The organism is Labilithrix luteola (assembly GCF_001263205.1).
Lineage (GTDB): Bacteria > Myxococcota_A > Polyangia > Polyangiales > Polyangiaceae > Labilithrix > Labilithrix luteola.
This window is the reverse complement of the sequence record NZ_CP012333.1, coordinates 3,896,383-3,913,771: the sequence shown is the minus strand read 5'-3', so window position 1 is coordinate 3,913,771 and position 17,389 is coordinate 3,896,383. Positions and strand designations below refer to the sequence as shown.

General features: G+C 66.0%; 14 protein-coding genes. 7 read left to right on the top strand and 7 right to left on the bottom strand.

The window, feature by feature from the left end; genetic code table 11:
- The first annotated feature begins 123 nt into the window (after positions 1–123).
- Together AKJ09_RS17495 and AKJ09_RS17490 are read left to right on the top strand one after the other, a co-directional pair.
- The gene (locus AKJ09_RS17495) at positions 124–624 is read left to right on the top strand and encodes a CAP domain-containing protein (protein ID WP_146648343.1); all 501 of its coding nucleotides are present in this window, start codon (positions 124–126) and stop codon (positions 622–624) included.
- Positions 625–643: 19 nt separating this feature from the next.
- Entirely contained in the window at positions 644–1,066 is a 423-nt protein-coding gene (locus AKJ09_RS17490) for a hypothetical protein (protein ID WP_146648342.1), read from the top strand.
- 4 nt (positions 1,067–1,070) lie between these two features.
- Here the strand turns inward: AKJ09_RS17490 and AKJ09_RS17485 are convergent, their stop codons facing one another.
- The gene (locus AKJ09_RS17485) at positions 1,071–1,754 is read right to left on the bottom strand and encodes an ureidoglycolate lyase (RefSeq protein WP_146648341.1); all 684 of its coding nucleotides are present in this window, start codon (positions 1,752–1,754) and stop codon (positions 1,071–1,073) included.
- 87 nt (positions 1,755–1,841) lie between these two features.
- Between AKJ09_RS17485 and AKJ09_RS17480 the strand changes: the two genes are divergently transcribed.
- Both AKJ09_RS17480 and AKJ09_RS17475 read left to right on the top strand, forming a co-directional pair.
- The gene (locus AKJ09_RS17480; protein ID WP_146648340.1) at positions 1,842–2,615 is read left to right on the top strand and encodes a hypothetical protein; all 774 of its coding nucleotides are present in this window, start codon (positions 1,842–1,844) and stop codon (positions 2,613–2,615) included.
- Between the two features lie 163 nt (positions 2,616–2,778).
- The gene (locus tag AKJ09_RS17475) at positions 2,779–3,393 is read left to right on the top strand and encodes a hypothetical protein (protein WP_146648339.1); all 615 of its coding nucleotides are present in this window, start codon (positions 2,779–2,781) and stop codon (positions 3,391–3,393) included.
- Positions 3,394–3,473: 80 nt separating this feature from the next.
- Here the strand turns inward: AKJ09_RS17475 and AKJ09_RS17470 are convergent, their stop codons facing one another.
- From AKJ09_RS17470 to AKJ09_RS17460, 3 genes are read right to left on the bottom strand one after another with little or no spacing between them, the layout of a single operon-like run.
- On the bottom strand, positions 3,474–4,688 hold the full coding sequence (locus AKJ09_RS17470) for a protein kinase domain-containing protein (protein WP_146648338.1): 1,215 nt from the start codon (positions 4,686–4,688) through the stop codon (positions 3,474–3,476).
- Between the two features lie 44 nt (positions 4,689–4,732).
- Positions 4,733–6,805 carry a beta-galactosidase gene (locus AKJ09_RS17465; RefSeq protein WP_146648337.1) on the bottom strand — a complete coding sequence of 691 codons (2,073 nt, stop codon included), beginning with the start codon at positions 6,803–6,805 and terminating at the stop codon, positions 4,733–4,735.
- Positions 6,802–7,890 carry an aminoglycoside phosphotransferase family protein gene (locus AKJ09_RS17460; protein WP_146648336.1) on the bottom strand — a complete coding sequence of 363 codons (1,089 nt, stop codon included), beginning with the start codon at positions 7,888–7,890 and terminating at the stop codon, positions 6,802–6,804. Before AKJ09_RS17460 ends, AKJ09_RS17465 begins: the two co-directional genes overlap by 4 nt.
- Positions 7,891–8,135: 245 nt before the next feature.
- On the opposite strand from AKJ09_RS17460, the gene AKJ09_RS17455 reads away from it, so the two are divergent.
- The 3 genes from AKJ09_RS17455 to AKJ09_RS17445 all read left to right on the top strand — a co-directional run bounded on the left by AKJ09_RS17455 (position 8,136) and on the right by AKJ09_RS17445 (position 11,905).
- Positions 8,136–9,224 (top strand): hypothetical protein, encoded by a 1,089-nt coding sequence (locus AKJ09_RS17455; protein WP_205633730.1) that lies wholly within the window; start codon positions 8,136–8,138, stop codon positions 9,222–9,224.
- A gap of 270 nt (positions 9,225–9,494) precedes the next feature.
- Positions 9,495–10,388, top strand: coding sequence for a right-handed parallel beta-helix repeat-containing protein (locus AKJ09_RS17450; RefSeq protein WP_146648335.1), 894 nt, complete (start codon positions 9,495–9,497; stop codon positions 10,386–10,388).
- The gene (locus tag AKJ09_RS17445; RefSeq protein WP_146648334.1) at positions 10,385–11,905 is read left to right on the top strand and encodes a right-handed parallel beta-helix repeat-containing protein; all 1,521 of its coding nucleotides are present in this window, start codon (positions 10,385–10,387) and stop codon (positions 11,903–11,905) included. The genes AKJ09_RS17450 and AKJ09_RS17445 overlap by 4 nt, the downstream gene beginning before the upstream one ends.
- A gap of 77 nt (positions 11,906–11,982) precedes the next feature.
- Here AKJ09_RS17445 and AKJ09_RS17440 read toward each other — a convergent pair whose 3' ends face one another.
- From AKJ09_RS17440 to AKJ09_RS17430, 3 genes are all read right to left on the bottom strand, one after another.
- Complete coding sequence (locus tag AKJ09_RS17440; protein WP_146648333.1) at positions 11,983–12,933, bottom strand: bestrophin family protein; 951 nt, start codon at positions 12,931–12,933, stop codon at positions 11,983–11,985.
- 151 nt (positions 12,934–13,084) lie between these two features.
- Positions 13,085–14,176, bottom strand: coding sequence for an NADP-dependent oxidoreductase (locus tag AKJ09_RS17435; RefSeq protein WP_146648332.1), 1,092 nt, complete (start codon positions 14,174–14,176; stop codon positions 13,085–13,087).
- 74 nt (positions 14,177–14,250) lie between these two features.
- On the bottom strand, positions 14,251–17,373 hold the full coding sequence (locus AKJ09_RS17430) for an efflux RND transporter permease subunit (protein ID WP_169927613.1): 3,123 nt from the start codon (positions 17,371–17,373) through the stop codon (positions 14,251–14,253).
- Positions 17,374–17,389: the final 16 nt, after the last annotated feature.

Below are 17,389 nucleotides of genomic sequence, written 5' to 3'. Positions count from 1 at the left end.
AGGGGCCGCTGGCACGCATCGCTCATCGACGCGTGTTGGCGACCCCTGTAGGCGTTCGTCATTATTCGATAAAGTTGCGTGAAGGCCGCGACGTCAGCCGTTCGCCTCGCGTAGCTTGTTCTCGTGCGCTCGATCCTTTCCGCTCTGAGTGTCGCGCTGCTGCTCGTCGCCTGCGGAGGTGACGACTCGAATTCGACCGACGGTTCGGCGGGGAACGACAACTCGTCGTCCGTCACCGAAGGAGCCACGGTCACGGCCGACGGGGACTCGCTCGCCGAGCTGTGCGTGAACACCATCAACGCCTACCGCGCGACGCTCGACCTTCCGCCTTACGAGCGATGGTCCGACGCCGAAGTCTGCGCGAACGGCGAAGCGAAGAGCGACTCGGAGAGCGGCAAAGCTCACGGCGCCTTTCCGAACTGCGGCGAGTTCGGACAGAACGAATGCCCGGACTGGTCGGGCGATCCGAAGACGGCGCTCCCGAAGTGCCTTCGGGCGATGTGGAACGAGGGCCCTGGCGGCGGCCACTACGAGGCGATGCGCAGCTCGAAGTACAAGAAGGTCGCGTGCGGCATCGCCGAGACGTCGAAGGGCACGTTCTGGGCGGTGCAGGACTTCCGCTGAGTGCAGTAGCCTCTGCCGCATGAAGCGGGCGGTTCTGGGGGCACTCGTCACTCTCTCACTCGTGGCCTGTCACAAGAGCATTCCCGCCGGAACGTACTCGGGCACGTACGTCGGCATGTACCGCACGACGGTCGACGGCAAAGGCTCGAACCTCCCGCAGAGCGGCACCGTCGACGTCGTGGTCGAAGGCTCGGGCAGCTCGTTCACCGTGCACTTCCAGCAGTGCGCACTCGCCGCGGAAGGCACGAGCAAAGGCGTCGCCATCCACGGGCAGAAGTGCACGCTCGACATCGCCGGCAAACCGACGCTCATCGAGAACGTCGACGGCACGGTGACCTACGACGGCAAGAGCGACCTCAAGCTCGTTCTCACCGGCAAGGGCCCGGGAAGCGCCGATCCCGAGAACTGGTCGATGTCGTTCACGGGCATCAAGAAGAAGTAGCCGCCTACTCGCGAATGCCACCGAGCGGCACTTCGACGTAGGCGCCGAACTCGCGCACGAAGTCGACCGACACACACGCGTGGACGCGGCCTTGGCGATTGTCGAAGATCGCGCGGTCTGCGAGGGGAAAGACCGGCTGATGCCACACGCCGGGATCGATGTGCACGCCACGTGTTCCGTCGAAGAGGAAGGCCACGAAGTCTTCCGGCGTGACGTCGTCGCCCGGCTTCGCGAGGAGCGCGACGAAGGGCGTGAGCGTGCGAGGGAAGAAGATCTGTCCGCCGTCGGGATGGTAGTTCGCTTCGTGCGTGTAGAGGCGCGACACGTCGCGCGCGGCGTACGCCTCCGAAGCGCGCGGAGGGTCTTCGAACCAGCCGGTCAGATACGAACGGCCCACGGCATGATTGACCGCGTGCAGCGTCTGACCGCGACGCTCCATGACGAAGACGTCTTCGACCACCCCGCCCTCGATGCCCGTGCCCGGTACGAGTGGCCGCGATCCTTTCAGGGGCCACGGGACGATGGTGGTCTCGGCGAGCGCGAAGTCGTCGACGAAGTGGCCGTAGCCGACGAGTGACAGGTCGGTCGCGAGCACCTGACGGGCGCGTACCGTGCGAGCCTCCCCCTTCGCAAGCGACGGAAGCGCGGCGAGGTCGAGGCCGGAGAAATTCGAGAAAGCGATGGTCACGGCAGAATGCTCCGGGAAATGGCGCCTTTTCCCGAAGTGTAGTCATCGCTGGCGGGACGCGCCGACGTGGTATCGTCGGAAGCGCGCATGAGGACGACCGTGTCGCGGAAGCTCACGCAACTCGCCGCAGGCACTTGGATCCGAACCGCCCGAACTGCGCAGATCGGGGTTCTCGCGGCTGGCTTCGCGATGGCCACGGCCCCCCGGAGCGCTCGAGCCGCAGAGCCTGCTGCGACGCACGACGGCGTGTCGGCCGAGATCAGTCCCGAGAGCATCGACCTGCAAAAGGACGAGAAAGCCGCGAGCGCCGACGTCCCAGGCCCTCCGCCCGAAGCGCCGCCGCCACTGCCGTACAAGAAGAGCCTCGTGCTCGATTCCTCGGTGGGCGTGCTTCTGTTCTTCGGCGACTTCGGCAAGGCCGTTCCCGCCGGGCCCTATCTGCGAACGCAGCTCGGCTACGAAGTCTTCAAGTGGCTGATGATCTTCGGCGAGGGAGATCTCGGATTCACCGAGACCGGCGAAGCGCCACGAACACGCGCATTCCCGATCTTCGGCTTCGGTGGAGGAGCTCGCTTCACGGCTCGCTTCACCGATCGCTTCGGCGCCTACTTGCAGGGCAGTGTGGGCGTCATGAAGGCCGACGTCGCGAAGAACGCGCTGGCCGTGCTCGGGTTCAAGAACGCCGAAGACCTCGGGCTCTATGCGGGCGGGCGCGTCGGCCTCGAGTGGTACCAGCTCGATCGGCACTTCGCGCTGGGCGTTACGGCGGGTCTGCGCGACGCCACGGGCTTTGCGAAGACGGGAGGCTCAGGGACTCCCCTCGCCTTCGACGCCTGCGCCTCGCTCCGTTACGCGTTCTGAGCGGCCCTTCGTAGCGTTCCGCGTCCGGGCGCGAGGGCTGGGGGACCCTGTCAGGCGTACGCGGCTGCACGTAGTCCAACGTGTTGCATTTCACCATGGTCGAGCTTGGGTCCACTGCTTTCGCAACCCAGAATCAGCTAAGGCTGAGATTCAGGAGGACACCATGAAACGTCTTGCTTGGTTTGCGGCAGGAGTGACGTTGGTTGGTTGGGGCGTCGCTAGCTCGCTCGGAGGCTGCGGCGGAGCGAGCGACGATGAAGTGCTCGGCTCGGCGGACGCGAGCAACGATACGAGCTCCACGTCCGACCCCGGATCGAGCGGTACGAGTGGAACGTCGGGAACGAGCGGAACGTCGGGGACGAGCGGCAATCCCGGCAACGAAGACAGTGGTGCCGACGCGGGAACCGACAGCGGTGGAGACAGCGGCGGAGGCGGAGCGTCGAACCCGGGCAAGGTCACGTGCGGCGCGAACGAGTGCACGCTGCCTCAAGCCTGCTGCGTCGGTTTCAACGACGCCGGCTGCGCGAACAACTGTGGCGGCGGCTCCTTGAAAATGGAGTGTGACGAGAAGGCAGACTGCAAGAGCGGCGAAAGCTGCTGCATGGGCCTCGGTGGAGGCGGTGGCGCCGGAGCCTCCTGCGATACCAAGTGTGGCCAGTTCGCGCTGCAGCTCTGCAAGCTCGACTCCGAGTGTCCGGATGCCGGCACCTGTAAAGAGGTCACCTGCACGGGCGGGCGCACGTTCCACTCCTGCAACACGAACACGGTCTGCAAGTAGGTCGACGGGCTCTCGTTTCGTGATTCTCCCGACGGCGCGCTCTTCGAGGGCGCGCCGTTTCGCTTTTCGAGTGAGCGCGATCAGCGCGAGGCGAGCGTGAGACCGACGACGCCGGCGATGGCGACGAGGATCATGAGCACGACGAACGTGCCCGCCCGCGACTTGCGCCTTCCCTGCGCATCGAACGCGCCGGTGTGAATCATGTCGGCCGACGAGATGGTCGGACCGTACGAAATGCGCGGCGGTCGCGGCGCTGCCGGCGGAGGCGACGATGGAGTCGTCGTCGCAAGCGCCACGGCACGCTTCACCGACGAGGGAGGCGGCGTGGGCGAAGCCGGCGAGGACTCGTCGGCGAGCACCACCTCGTTGAGCCGTTTCGCGTCGAGCGCAGGCTGCGGCCGCGTCGCCTCCGGACCACGTGCGTCGACCGTGACATCCTCTTCGAGGATCAGCGTGTTCGCCATGAGCGTGTCGACCACGTTCACTTCGAGCGTTTGATCGTCGGGCGCGAGGGGCCGCTGGCTGCGACGCAGGCCCTGCCGCGGGCGCACGAGGTCGAGAGCCTTGCGCATCATCGAGGCTTGGATGCGCGGATCGTTGCCAAGATCCATCAAGGCCGCATCGATGATCGCGGCCACCTCCGCTGGAACCTGGGGCGCGACGGCCTCGAGCGGACGCGACGTTCCTCTCACGAACACTTGGCCGGTGACGAGCAGGTACGCAGTCTCCGCGGCGCCGTGGAGGTCGTTTCGCTCGCTCGGCTTCGTCTCGACGAGGCTGGCGGCAAACCCGTAGTCGAGAATGCGAAGGCGGCCGTCTCCCTCGACGAAGAGGCTGGGCGCGGCGATCGCTCCGTGGAAGATGCCCTTCGCATGCGCGGCCTCGAGGCCTGCGAGAAGTTGCATGAAGAGGTCGACGACCTCTTCGACGGGCAGCCTGCCTCCCGCGCGAAGGCGATACGGCTCGAGGCTTTCACCCTCGCGGAGGTCGAGCACCACGAAGGGCACACCTTCGGGAGTCGCGCCGTCTTCGATGACGCGCGCAATCGCCGGGTGCTTCACCGTGTTGGCAATGAGCCCCGCCTCGACGAAGCGCTGGCGAAGATCGACACGCTGCGAGATCGGCGCGTCCAGGACCTCGAGCGCCACACGTCCGTTCAGCGAATTCGTCGCGCTGTAAATCGTCGTCGCTGCGCCGCCTCCGATGCGCAAACCGATGCGCCAGCGGTCGCACAACGTCGTGCCGCTCTGCAAAGGTTGAACGGCCTCGAGCTGGCGCGCGAAGGAGACGGCCATGGCGGAGTCTGGAATCTACCAGAGCTCCGCCTATCGTTGGCGTCTCACTCGAGTGCAAACACGCGAACCGTGCGGGCCGGCACTTCGACGACGAAAGCGCCCGAATTCGGCTCGATGCGGTCGATTCGCCCGCCTGCACGTGCCGCGTGAGTCCGCGGAAGCAAATCGACCAGGGCGCGTGTGGTCTTGCCCAATCCGACGGTCGCAATGACGTTCGACGAAGTCGGATTCATGACGAATGCCACACGCGGCGTGCCTGCCTCGTCTTCGTGGACCGTGACGTGCACGTCGGGGACGTCCACCGGGTACGCCGGAAGATCGAGCTGGTCGACCCAATGGGCGACGACGGCGTCGGCCCGTGCCGGATCTTCCAGCGCCTCGACCTCGAGGCCGCTCGCATCGTGCGGCGTGTCCAGCTCGCGCATCGAACCGTCACGGCTCGGCACGCGGGGACCGATCGTCACCGCGATGCCACGCCCGTGAGCGGCGCGCAGCTGGGTAAGCACGTCGCGCTTGATGCCGCCCGCGGTCGTACACACGACCCACTTGGCGTCCTTGACGCTGGCTTCGAGGCTCTCGCCGCCGGCGTAGGCGAAAGGGACACCGCGCGCGAGCAAGGCGCGCTCGAAGGCACGAACGAACGACTCGCCGACGATGGGCGCGACCTCGCCGAGCCCGAAGTCGTCTTCGAGACAGCTCTCGAGCGGCCCGGCACCGGCGATGTTGAAGACGGCCGGAGTGACGGGGCCGAAGGCGTGCGTGGCGCGCGAAAGGCGACGGAGCGCGCGCGGGACGACGAGGCGAACCGGCACGTTCCGCCGGAGCGTTGCGAACGAGACCTCGTCGAGCACGCGAATGAGCGCGTGGTAGTCGTCTGCAAGACGACGCGGCATGCCCTTCTCGTCGATGGGCGCGCCGACCCAGCGATCGCGATCGACTGCCATGTAGAGATTGAACCCGCGGAGCCCGTACGCGAGCGCGCACATGAGCGCGTAGAGCGAGTCTTTCTCGTCGAGGGGCGGGAAAAATGGCGGGAATCCTGCGCCGACCTCGGCCCCGTAGGGGGGAACGCCGAGGCCCGCGGAACGCGCCGCGAGCTCACCGGTGCGCCGCAGGATCGTCATGTGATGCTGCGGATTGGCGGGGTGGTAGTAATCGAGGCCGACGAGGTCGACGTGCTCGCCGAAACGCGCCGGGTTGAGCGGCGTGGCCGCTTCGCCGAGCGGGAAGTTGTGGAGCGTGGGCACCGTGCCGAGGCCTGCGTTCTCGAGCGATTGCCCGAAGCGGCCCATCGCGTGCGCGAGGAGGTGCTCGTGGAACTCCATCCAGTCGAGATGGCGAACGAGCTCGCCCGCGACCTTGGCATCGAAGCGATTCGGCGGAGCCACGGTGGCGAACGTCACGGCGGGCTCGCCCCACGCATCACGCAGCGCCTTCACGCTCGAATACTTGTCGCGAAGGAACGTGCGGAACAGGCGGACCGCGTCAGGGTGGTAATCCTGGTCGTACGGCCCGTCGCGGAAGTAGAGCGCGCCCTCGTTGTCGATCTGCATCAGCACGATCGGACCGTGCGGATAGAGAAGCGGCGCGAGAACCTTGCCGCACGCATCGAACCAGAGCGCCGTCTCGTCGTGGAAGGCGTCGCTGGCGTAGCTCGGGACGGGAAATGCCTGAGGAACGATGGGCAGGATCACCGGGTTGTCGCGAGGCGTGCGCGCCTGGCAATCGCGATCCCAGACCACGCGCTCGGGCAAACCGAAGAACGTGAGCTCCGCGTTGATGTGCGGACCAGGCCGCGCGATGACGTAGAGCCCCTTCTTGCCCGCGAGCTCGATGAAACGTGCAACGTCGAGGCGCGCGTACTGCTGGCCGAAGTCGAACTTGCCCTGCGTGATCTCGTGGACGCCCCAGGGCACGTACACGTCGACCAGGCGAAGGCCCATCGCCTTCATCGCGTCGAGGCACGACGACCAATGGTCGGGCGAATGACGCCAGTAGTGCATGGCGCCGGCCCACAAGGGAACCACCTCGCCCTTGTCCCGCAGGTAGAGGCCGTGCGGGTGGACGTCGACGGTGCGCGGCGGCGGGGGCTCGGAGCGAGTGCGCGATCGATTCATGTCGAGGTGAGCTCGTCTCCCAAGGCGCGGCGCAGGATGGTGCGCAGCTCGGCCATGTCGGGGTCACTCGGGGCGAGGCGCTCGAGCGCGCCGTTGACCTTGTGGATGGTGGGCGTCACGAACTTGAGGAACGACGGATTGTTCTTCTGTCGATCGATGAAGACGAAGCGCCCCGCGTCTTTCAGCTTTCGCTGCACCGTGACGAGATCGAACTCGTGCACGATGCGCTCGAGGCTCGCGGCGTCGAGCCCGGCCGCCGACGCGTAGTCCGCGAGGCGCGCTTCGACGAAGGGACGATCGAACTCCTGGTAGCTGTCGTTGAGCAGCGCCACGAGGTCGTAGACGCGCGGGCCGAGCAGCGCGTCCTGGAAGTCGATCCACACGAGACGCAGCTCGTCGCCCGCGCTCGCGACCATCAAGTTCCGCGATTGGTAGTCGCGATGGACGAAGCAGTGCGGGAGGTCGGCGACACGCCGCGCGAGGCGGTCGGCAATCGCGTTCCAGCGCTCGACGTCTCCGGGCGCGAGAGGCTTTTCACGCGCATCGAGCCCCCACTCGCGGAAGTGCTCGATCTCCCAACGCAGCAGATCGAAATCGAACGTGCGGCTGCCGACGACCGAGCCTTTCGGCAGCTCCGAAAGCACCTGCTGCGCACGCGCGAGATCGCGCACGGCTTTCGAATAGAGCTGGGGCTTGTCGCCGGGGTTCTTCGAGAGCCAGTTGGCAAGCGTGTCGTCGCCGAGGTCTTCGATGACGAGCCAGCCGCGCGGCGTGTCCTCCGCGAGGATGCCCGGCACGTCGATGCCTCGATCGGCGAGGAGATCGCGCACCTCGAGGAACGGCCAACGCGTGCCGTCGTGGACCTTCTGCACCTCTTCGGGACGGCCGCCCTCGGGCACGAACATCGCCACGGCGCGATGGCCGTTGGGCAGGTCGAGCCGGAAGTAGCGTCTTGTCGACGCGCCACCGGGCATGGGCGTGGCGGATAACTCCGCGCCGAACGTCCGGTGGACGAGGTCGGTCAGCGCCGAGAGGTCGACCGCTGCCGTGGGCGGATGAGTGAGGTGGGTAGAAGGGCGAACCAAAGACACCGGACTTTCGGGATTATCCTTTTTGTGCGGTCGACGCCACAGTTTGCCGGCATGCCCGAGGTTCGCGCTGAAGGCGGTAACGTGCCCGAAGAAGGGCGTTTTTCCCGCGATTCGCTCGTCGGTGTCGAGACCGTGAACGGACTTTCGCCCGCGCGCGCCCGACGCTGGCTCGATCGGCGGTCGAACCGCTCCGCGCGCACGATCGTTGCAAGGAGCGACGAGAATTCGAGCAGAGCTTCGTGCACAATCGCCGAATGTTCGACTCGTCGGCGGCACGTGTTCGCGTCTCGAAGCTGTGGGAGCTCGAAGGTCATTTCGGTCTCGAACGAGGCAGCACGCCCGTGTTCCTCGACGAGATCGTGAGCGACCGCATGCAGCTCGTCGCGGGCCTGCAGATTCTCCGCGACGAGCTCCATTTCTCGCGCCGGCCCGCATCGAGCGATCGCGAATCGTGCAGTGCCGACTTCTCGCTGCCGAGCGTGGTGACGACGCTCGCGTACACGAATTGCGGAGACCGCATCCATCAAGACGAGATCGGGCACTACCAACAGGTCGTGGCCTCGCGCTTCGCGACCATCTCGGAGGTCGGGTCGCTCAAGCCCGAAGCCTTCCACCCCACCGGCGGTGGCACCGACAATGGCGCGACGCTCGCGCACGTCACTTGGGCCCACGTGCTCGACGACCCCCTGCGCAAGCGCGTGTACGAAGGCAACGCGCAGAGCTTCGTCATGTGCGCGTTCGATCTGAAAACACATTGCGGTCGACTCGAGACGGACAAGGGCCTGCTCTACGGACGCACGAGCGAATCTACGTGGCGTGAACCGCGCGCAGCGTGCGGCGCCATCGTCGGCGCGCTTGCTCACTACGACGACAGCAACGACGTGCACCGCCGCCTACGCAGCAATCTCGGGGATGAGAACTTCCGATTTCTCGCTGAAAAGGGCGTTCGCACGGACGACGGCGTCGACATCACCGCGGCGGTCGCCGGCGCGATCGTCTCCATCCAGGGCATGCGCGACACGGCCCAGGCACTCATGCACGAGATGGACGAGCGCGGCGTGGCTCACCTCACCGCGAGCATGACCATCAATCGCCCGGCCACGCGCGACACCATCCTCTACCTGGCACGCGCGACGCTCTTCGACGGCGAGCTCGTGATGCAAGGCTTCGGCGTCGATGCGCAGAAGTACACGGGCAAGATCGTTTCGTGGAAGGGCGAATCCCGCCTCGAGCTCGCCTACGACGGCGTCGACGGCGCGAAGCTTCCCATCACACGCGAGAGCTACCAGGTCCGCGACTCGGTCCTCCCGGGCGACATCTTCGTCTGAAGCGACTCAACGCCTGCCGAACGCCAGAATTGCGCCAAAACGGTGACCCGTGCGCTCTTCGCGCTTGGCTCAACCGCGGCCGTTGCCAGCTTCGTTCCCTCGTCAACCGAGCGGCTGGCCGACACCTGGCCATCGGATCTGACGCACGTTCGATTCGACGAGCCGAGCGGCGCGTCGGGCTCGCGGCTGCGGCCGGGCGCGGTGTATCTTCAAAGATCGGCGTCTTGTCGAAAAACGCCGGATCTCGCTCTTTCACGGAGAAGTACCTCGATGCGTCGGATGCGTCTCGTCAACTTGTTCGGAGTGCTCGTAGCACTCGTCTTCCTCTTCCTTTCCAAGTCGGCCGCGGCCCAGGCCTCGCGCACGTGGGTTTCGGGCGTCGGCGACGACGCGAACCCGTGTAGTCGCACGGCACCGTGCAAGACGTTTGCGGGCGCCATCTCCAGGACGGCCGCCGGTGGCGTCATCAGCGTCCTCGACCCTGGCGGCTACGGAGCCGTCACGATCACCAAGTCCATCACCATCGACGTTCGAGGCACGAACAGCTCCATCCTCAACAGCGGCAGCAATGGAGTCACCGTGAATGCCGGGGCGACGGACACGGTGATTCTGCGTGGACTCGCCATTCAAGGCGTTGGCGCCGGCCTGGTCGGAGTGAAGTTCGTCAGCGGCAAGTCGCTCGTCCTCGAGGACTGCCAGATCACTGGGCAGACGCAGGGCGCCATTGACTTCCAGCCGGCCACCGGAACGGCATCGCTCTTCATGAAGAACGTCTTCGCGGCCGGCAATCTCGTCAATGGCGTCAACGTCGGCGGGGCAGGCACCGCCAACGTCACCATCACGAACAGCCACTTCTACGACAACGTGGTGGGCCTCCACGCAGCTGGCACGGCGCGCGTGACGATCCACGACAGCGTGTTCGGAAACAACGCCTCCAAGGGCATCTTCTGCGAGGGCAGCGCCGAGGTGAACATGGACCACGGCCTCATCGCGGGCAACGGCACCGGCGTGCAGGGTGACTCCACGGTGCGCCTTTCGGAGGTGCTGATCGGTCACAACACGTTGGCACTCGCCGGCGCGAAGGTGAGCTCGTTCGGTAACAACCGCGTCAACGCCGGCAACGTAACCAACAACGCGCCTTCCACGACGTTGCCACAGCAATGAAGACAGGACCGCTCGCAACGGGACTTTTCGCGGCGCTCGTCTCGCTCGGAACCGCGACGATCGCCCATGCACAAGCCACGCGCACGTGGGTCTCGGGTGACGGTGACGACGCCAACCCGTGCAGCCGTACGGCGCCTTGCCTGACCTTCCAAGGCGCTTACCTCAAGACGGCTCACCCCGGCGTCATCAGCGTGCGCGAGCCCGGCGACTACGGCGACCTCGTCATCGACAAGTCGGTGATCATCGATGGCGCCGCGGTGGGTGGCGACGTCGCCCCGGTCACCGCAACGGGCATCCGCGTCGCGGCCGGCCCGACCGACAACGTCGTGCTCAGGTCGATCTCGCTCGTAGGCAGCGGCATGGGCAGCGGCATCCGCTACGAGAGCGGACGCTCACTCACGATCGACGGTTGCCACGTGTCGAACTTCACCAACGCGATCGATGTCCAGCTGACGACGGCAGGCTCGCTCGTGGTCCTCGACTCGACGGCCATCGGCAACGTGGGCGCGGGCCTTCGTGCAGAGAGCTCGAATGGCGGCCTCCTCGGCTCGATCGCTCGTTCGCAGTTCGACGGCAACGGTTTCGGCATCTTCGCAGCCGGCGGCGCACGCCTCTCTGTCTACGAGAGCACGGCTTCGCAGAACGGCACGGGCATCACGGCGGCGACCGAGATGGCCGGAGCCCTCGCCGACGTGAACCTCGAAGGGGTGACGATCGCCAGCAACGACGTCGGCATCGCGGCCTCGTCGACGGCCGGCAACGCGGTCGTCCGCATGTCGAAGGTGGTCGGGATGTCCAACACGACGGACACGACCACGACGGCCGGCAACGCGGAGATCTTCTCGTTCGGCAACAACCGATTCGACGAGATCGCCTCGATCACTGCCGCGACGATCGCCCTCTCCACCGACACGCCATCGAACACGGTGGCGGTCGGCGAGAGTGCGACCTACCCCGTCGTCGCGACCATGAGGGGCATCCTCGTGAGTCCGGTCGCGTTCGCATGCTCGGGATTGCCCGCGGGCTTCACCTGTCAGTTCGACCCGGAGACACTCCCTGGTGAGAGCCCAACGGGCACCGTCAACGTCACGGTCGTTCCGACCGTAGCTTCGAAGACTGGCTTGCTCCTCGGTCCCGGGCACGGTCTCGGAAACACGAGGGGCTCGGGAGATTCTCACCCGACGTGGCCGTTTCCGACGTTCGCCTTCGCGGTCCCCGCGCTCGCGCTGTTCGGTGCACGACGAAAGCTGCGCGTACCGCTCGCGTGCCTCGCGCTCGTCTCCTTCACGGCGACGACCGCCTGCGGATCGAGCTCGGACGACGCGAATACGAATGACGACACGACCTCGTTGCCTGACGGCGCCGCCGGCGACAACGATGGCTCCGCGCCCGGGCGGGACGGCTCCGCGCCGGACGGTGGTACCGACGCGGGCGGCCCGCAGACGTATTCGTTCAAGGTGACCGCGACCTCGGGCGTTACGAACGCCAGCCTCGACCTGTCACTCACGGTCGAATAGCCGACCCATGACCCACGAAGCGACGCAGCCTCGACGAGAACGAGGCGCGTCGCTTCGTCGTTTGTCAGCGCCAGGAACTAGCGGAGGATGCCGCGTTCGGGTTGAACGACCGGCGGGAGATCCTCGCCGAGTCGCTTCCGAAGGTTGCGCTCGATGTTGCGCGAGATCGCCTTGAGCGGGAGGTCGTTCGTGTCGATACCGAAGGGCTGCTCGATCTCGTCGCCGACGGAATCGAGGCCGAAGAGTGCGTACGACACGCAGAGAACGACCGCGGGCGTGGCCCAGCCAATCGTCTCCGCGAGACCGAACGGCAAGAGACTGCAGTACACGGCGACGATGCGGTGGATGAGCACCGTGTACGAATACGGAATCGGGGTGCCTTTGATGCGCTCGCAGACTCCCTGAATGTCGGTCAGGTTCACGAGCGACTGCTCGATGACCGGAACGTGGAACGGATGAATCCAATGCTTGCGGCGGGCTTCGACGAGCAGATCACCGAGACGTTGCAAGATGGCCAGCGCCACGTTTTCTTCACCGCGCAGGCGCTCGACTTCGTCAGCTTCGCCGTCCTTCAGGATGCGCTGGAGCGCGGGGAACGGATCGGAGTCGCGCAGCTGCTTGCGTAGTGTGTGCACGAACGCGATGGTCAGGTGGACCATGCGGACCTCGAACGCGCGAATCGCCTCCTCCGATCGCTCGGTCGCATCCGGCTGAGCCTCCGTGAGCGTCAGGACCTGACGCGTGATGCTGCGCGACGTGTTCACGAGCGCGCCCCACGCTTTACGACCTTCCCAGAATCGGTCGTAGGCCGAGTTGTTTCGAAAGCCGATGAAGATACCGAGCGGCAAACCGATGAGCACGAACGGCGTGCTCGTGATCGAGTAGTGCAGCGCCGGGATGCGCATGTAGAGCAGCGTGACGGCGATGGCGATGCCGGTCACCGTGAGCGTTCGCGTCCAGATGTTGGGCAGTGCGAAACCACCGAGAATGACCGTCGCGATCCAGGACTGCTTCTTCTCGATCCACATACGCGCGAGCGACTCTACGTCGACGCCTTCCCGGACAACAACCGGAGCTCGAACGGATGTCGCTCGAGGCAATCACTGTCGTGATTTGCACCGATGAGCCATGTGACGACTGCGCGTCGTACGGGTGCAGGCGTCGGGCGCGGAGTGTTGGTCACGCCGCGCGGCGGCCGGGACCTCGGATGCGAAGCGCGAGGTGGCCGAGGACGTGACCTTCTTCGAGTCGCTCGTGGGCTTCGGCTGCACGTGCGAGCGGGTAGGTCTTCTCGATCGGAACGCGGAGCTTCGCTTCGGTGACGGCGCGATCGAGTTTGTCGAGAGCCTTGCGGCTTGCCGTGCCGTCGAAACTGGTGACCTCTACCTTGGCGCGCTTGCGCGGCGGTGGTTCGACGCCGTTCGGGTACGCGATGCGGCCGCCCGCCCGAACGAGACCGAGGAGGCGCTCGATGGACGGACCGCTGGCCAACGCGAACGCAGCATCGAGCCCTTTCGGGGTGAGCTTGCGCAGCTTGTCGACCGCGTCGGCGCGCCGTGCATCGATGACCTCGTCGGCACCGAGCTCACGAACGAGCTTCGTCGCATCGCGCCCCGAAGCCGTCGCAATGACGCGCACGCCGTGACGCTTGGCGAACTGGATGGCCAGTGTTCCCACCGCCCCCGAGGCGCCGACGATGAGAACGGTCTCGCCTTTTTTCAGGGCAAGAATGTCATCGACGCCTTGTTGCGCCGTCAGCGCAGCCGCGCCGCTGGTGCCGGCCTCGAGCATGCCGAGCCCCTTCGGAACCCGACCCACGTTGTCCGAATCGACGACGACGTACTCTCCGTAAAAGCCGCCTTTCGGATTCTGATACGAGAACGCCCAGACCTCGTCGCCGACGTCGAAGCGACGAACGCCCGTGCCAACCTTCTCGACCACGCCTGCACCGTCGGTTCCGAGCACGAGCGGGAAGCGCGCGGGCTTGTTGGCCCACGAGCCATCACGGATCTTCGCATCCCAACTTCCGATGTCCGCCGCGCGGAGCGCGATGAGCACGTCCGTGGGGCCGAGCGCCGGTATCGGAATCTCGTGCGTACGAATGGCCGAGGGCGGACCGAACTTGTCGATCGCCGCGGCGAGCATCGTCGTCGGGGCTGCCGCGCGAGCTCGCGCACTCGCGACTTTCACCTTTGCACGCGGCGTGGTCTTCGTACCTCGTGCACTTCGCGTGGCAGTCTTGCGCGTCGTCGTCGTCTTTCGTGTGGCCATAGCGAGCTACTCCTCGCGCCAACATGGTGGCACGAGGAGCAATCGCAACCCTCTGAAGCGCCCGAGCTCGGTCGTTACTCGGCCGCTGCGGGCGGCGCAGCGACGACCACGGGCTGAGGCGCGGGCCGGCCGAACCACTTCGCGAACTTCGCCTTCATCGCTTCACCCGTGAGGAAGAAGGCGGGGACGACGACGAGCGAGAGCACCGTCGAGCTGACGACGCCGCCGATGACGGCAATCGCCATCGGCGAACGGAACTCGCTGCCTTCACCGTTCGAAATCGCGGTGGGGAGCATGCCGAGGACCATCGCTGCGCTCGTCATCAAGATCGGACGGAGACGCTCCGGACCCGCTTCGAGGATCGCCTGGAGCGCGGTCTCACCGTTGTCACGCATGCGCGAGAGCGCGCGGTCGACGACGAGGATGGCGTTCTTCGTGACGAGGCCAAGGAGGAAGATGATGCCGATGAACGACCCCATCGCGAGCGTGGTGCCCGAGAGGAACACGCCGACGATCGCGCCGACGGCTGCGAGAGGCAGCGTGGTCAGCATGATCGTGACGGGGTGGAGGAAGCTCTCGAACTGCGACGCGAGCACGATGTAGATGAAGACGAGAGCCAGCAAGAAGGCGACGCCCATCGCGCTGTTCGTGTCCTGCATCTGCCGGATCTGACCGTCGAGGTGGTAGCTTGAGCCAGGCGGCATCTTGATCTTCGCGAAGGCCGCCTGCATCTCGGGAACGAGGTCGCCAAGCGAGCGACCATCGGGAGCGGCCCAGATCACGATCTGACGTTCGCGATCTTCGCGCTCGATCGCGCTTGGACCTTCGCCGTGCTCGACGCTCGCGAGGTCGGCGAGGGCCATGGGGCCCTTCGGCGTCCACATCGTCATCTGCAGCACGTCTTCCATCGACGCGCGGTCGGACTTGCCGAGACGCACGCGGATCGGAACCTCGTCTTTGCCTTGACGGAGCTTGCCGCCCTCGTCGCCTTCGATCGCGGCGCGAAGCGAGAGCGCAACGGCGGACACGGGTACGCCTGCGCGCGCGGCCTTCTCGCGGTTGACCGACACGCGGAGCTCCGGCTGGCCCGGCGTGTACTTCTGGTCCACGTCGATGATGCCGGGAACGCTCTTGAGCGCCTCTTCGAACTGCTTCGCGAGGGGCGCGAGCGTGTCGTAGTCGCCCGCGCGAACCTGGACCATGATCGGCGCCTCGGTGGCGGCGCCCTCGACGAACGGCGGGTCGGTGACGACGACGCGCGCGCCGGGGATCTGGTTTTGGATCGTCTTGCGCGCGATGTCGCGGAGCTCGTTGAGCTTCGCCGTTCGCTCGCTCTTCGGCACGGTGACGACGCGCCACTTCACCTTGTTGACCTCGCCGCTCGGACCGAGCGTGGAGAGCAAGGTGACGAAACGCGGGTCTTGCAGGAGCTTCTGCTCGGCAGGCTGCGAGAGCGCAGACGTCTCCGCGAGCTTCGTTCCGGCCGGCAGCTCGACGTCGACGACGAACTGGCCGCGGTCCTCCTGGTTGACGAAGTCGACGCCCGTGAGTCCCGCGATCGGGAACATGAGCACGAACGACACGAACGCGAGGATGCCCACGAGGATCTTGTGGCGGACCGACCAGCCGAGGATCACCCGGTAGCCGTCTTCCATGCTCTTGAAGACGAACTCGAAGGGGCGCTTGGCCCACGCGAACTTGTCGACCGCGCCGTGGACATGCGGCTTCGAGAAGCGGCTCGAGAGCATCGGGTCGAGCGTGAAGGCGACGAAGAGCGAGACGAGAACGGCCGCCACGATCGTGAGGCCGAACTGCCGGAAGAACTGGCCGACGATGCCGGTCATGAAGGCGACCGGCACGAAGACGGCCACGACGGTGAACGTGGTCGCGAGAACGGCGAGCGCGATCTCCTTCGTGCCTTCGAGTGCCGCGGTCTTCGGGTCGAGCCCTCGCTCGAGGTGCTTGGCGATGTTCTCGCGGACGACGACGGCGTCGTCGATGAGGAGGCCGATGGCCAGCGAGAGCGCCAGCAGCGTCATCATGTTCAGCGAGAAGCCGAACAGCCACATGACGAAGAACGTCGCGACCACGCTCGTCGGCAACGCGAACGAGCTGATGATCATCGAGCGCAGGTCGAGCATGAAGACGAGGATGACGAGGATCGCCATCGCGCCGCCGAAGACGATCGCGATCTCGACCTCGTGCACGTTCTCGCGGATGAACATCGCCTGCTCGATGATGATGTCCGCCTTGATCCCGGGCGGGAACGAAGAGGAGATCTCGGCGAGCTTGGCCTTCGCGGCATCGCTCACGGCGACGGTGTTCGTGCCCGACTGCTTGAGCACGTCGAACGAGACGGCGGCTTCGCCGTTGACGCGAATGCGCGTGCGGAGCTCTTCGAACCCGTCCTCGATGCTGCCGATGTCCGAGAGGCGAACGCTCGAGCCGTCGGCGGCGGTGGCGACGATGAGATTGCGGATGTCGTCGACGTCTTTGAGCTCACCGACCGTGCGCACGCTGATCTCGCGAACGCCCTCATCGTAGTGACCAGCGGGGACGTTCAGGTTCTGCGAACGCAGCTGCTCGAGGATCGAGAGCGGCGAGAGATGGAGGGCATCGATCTTGGCGCGATCGAGCTCGACGTGGACCTCGCGCTCCGCGCCGCCTTTGACTTCGACCGAGGCGACGCCGTCGACCTGCTCGAGCGCAGGCTTGATGACGTCACGCGCGAACTTCGCGATCTCGGGGAGCGACTTGCCCGCGCCACTCAGCGTGTACGTGAGAACGCCGGTCGAGCCGACGTCGAAGCGCGAGACGGCGGGCTCCTTGACCTCGTTCGGCAGCTTGAAACGCGTCTGCGCGACGCGCTCACGAACCTGCGTCGCGGCGTCTTTCTGGTCGACGTTCAGCTTGAAGAGAATGATGACCGACGAAAGGCCCTCACGTGAGGTGCTCTTCAGGCGGTCGATGCCGTTGATGGAGACGACGGCATCTTCGATCTGTTTGGTGACGAGCTGCTCGACCTCGCGCGGAGACGCGCCGGGATACGGCACGTTCACGACGACGACGGGGAACGTGACGTCGGGGAAGAGGTCCGTGCCGAGGCGTGCGAGCCCCATGACACCGAGGACCATGAGCGCGATCGTCACCATGACGGTGAAGACCGGACGCTTGATCGCGATCGCAGAGAGATTCACGGAAGACTCCTCTGGG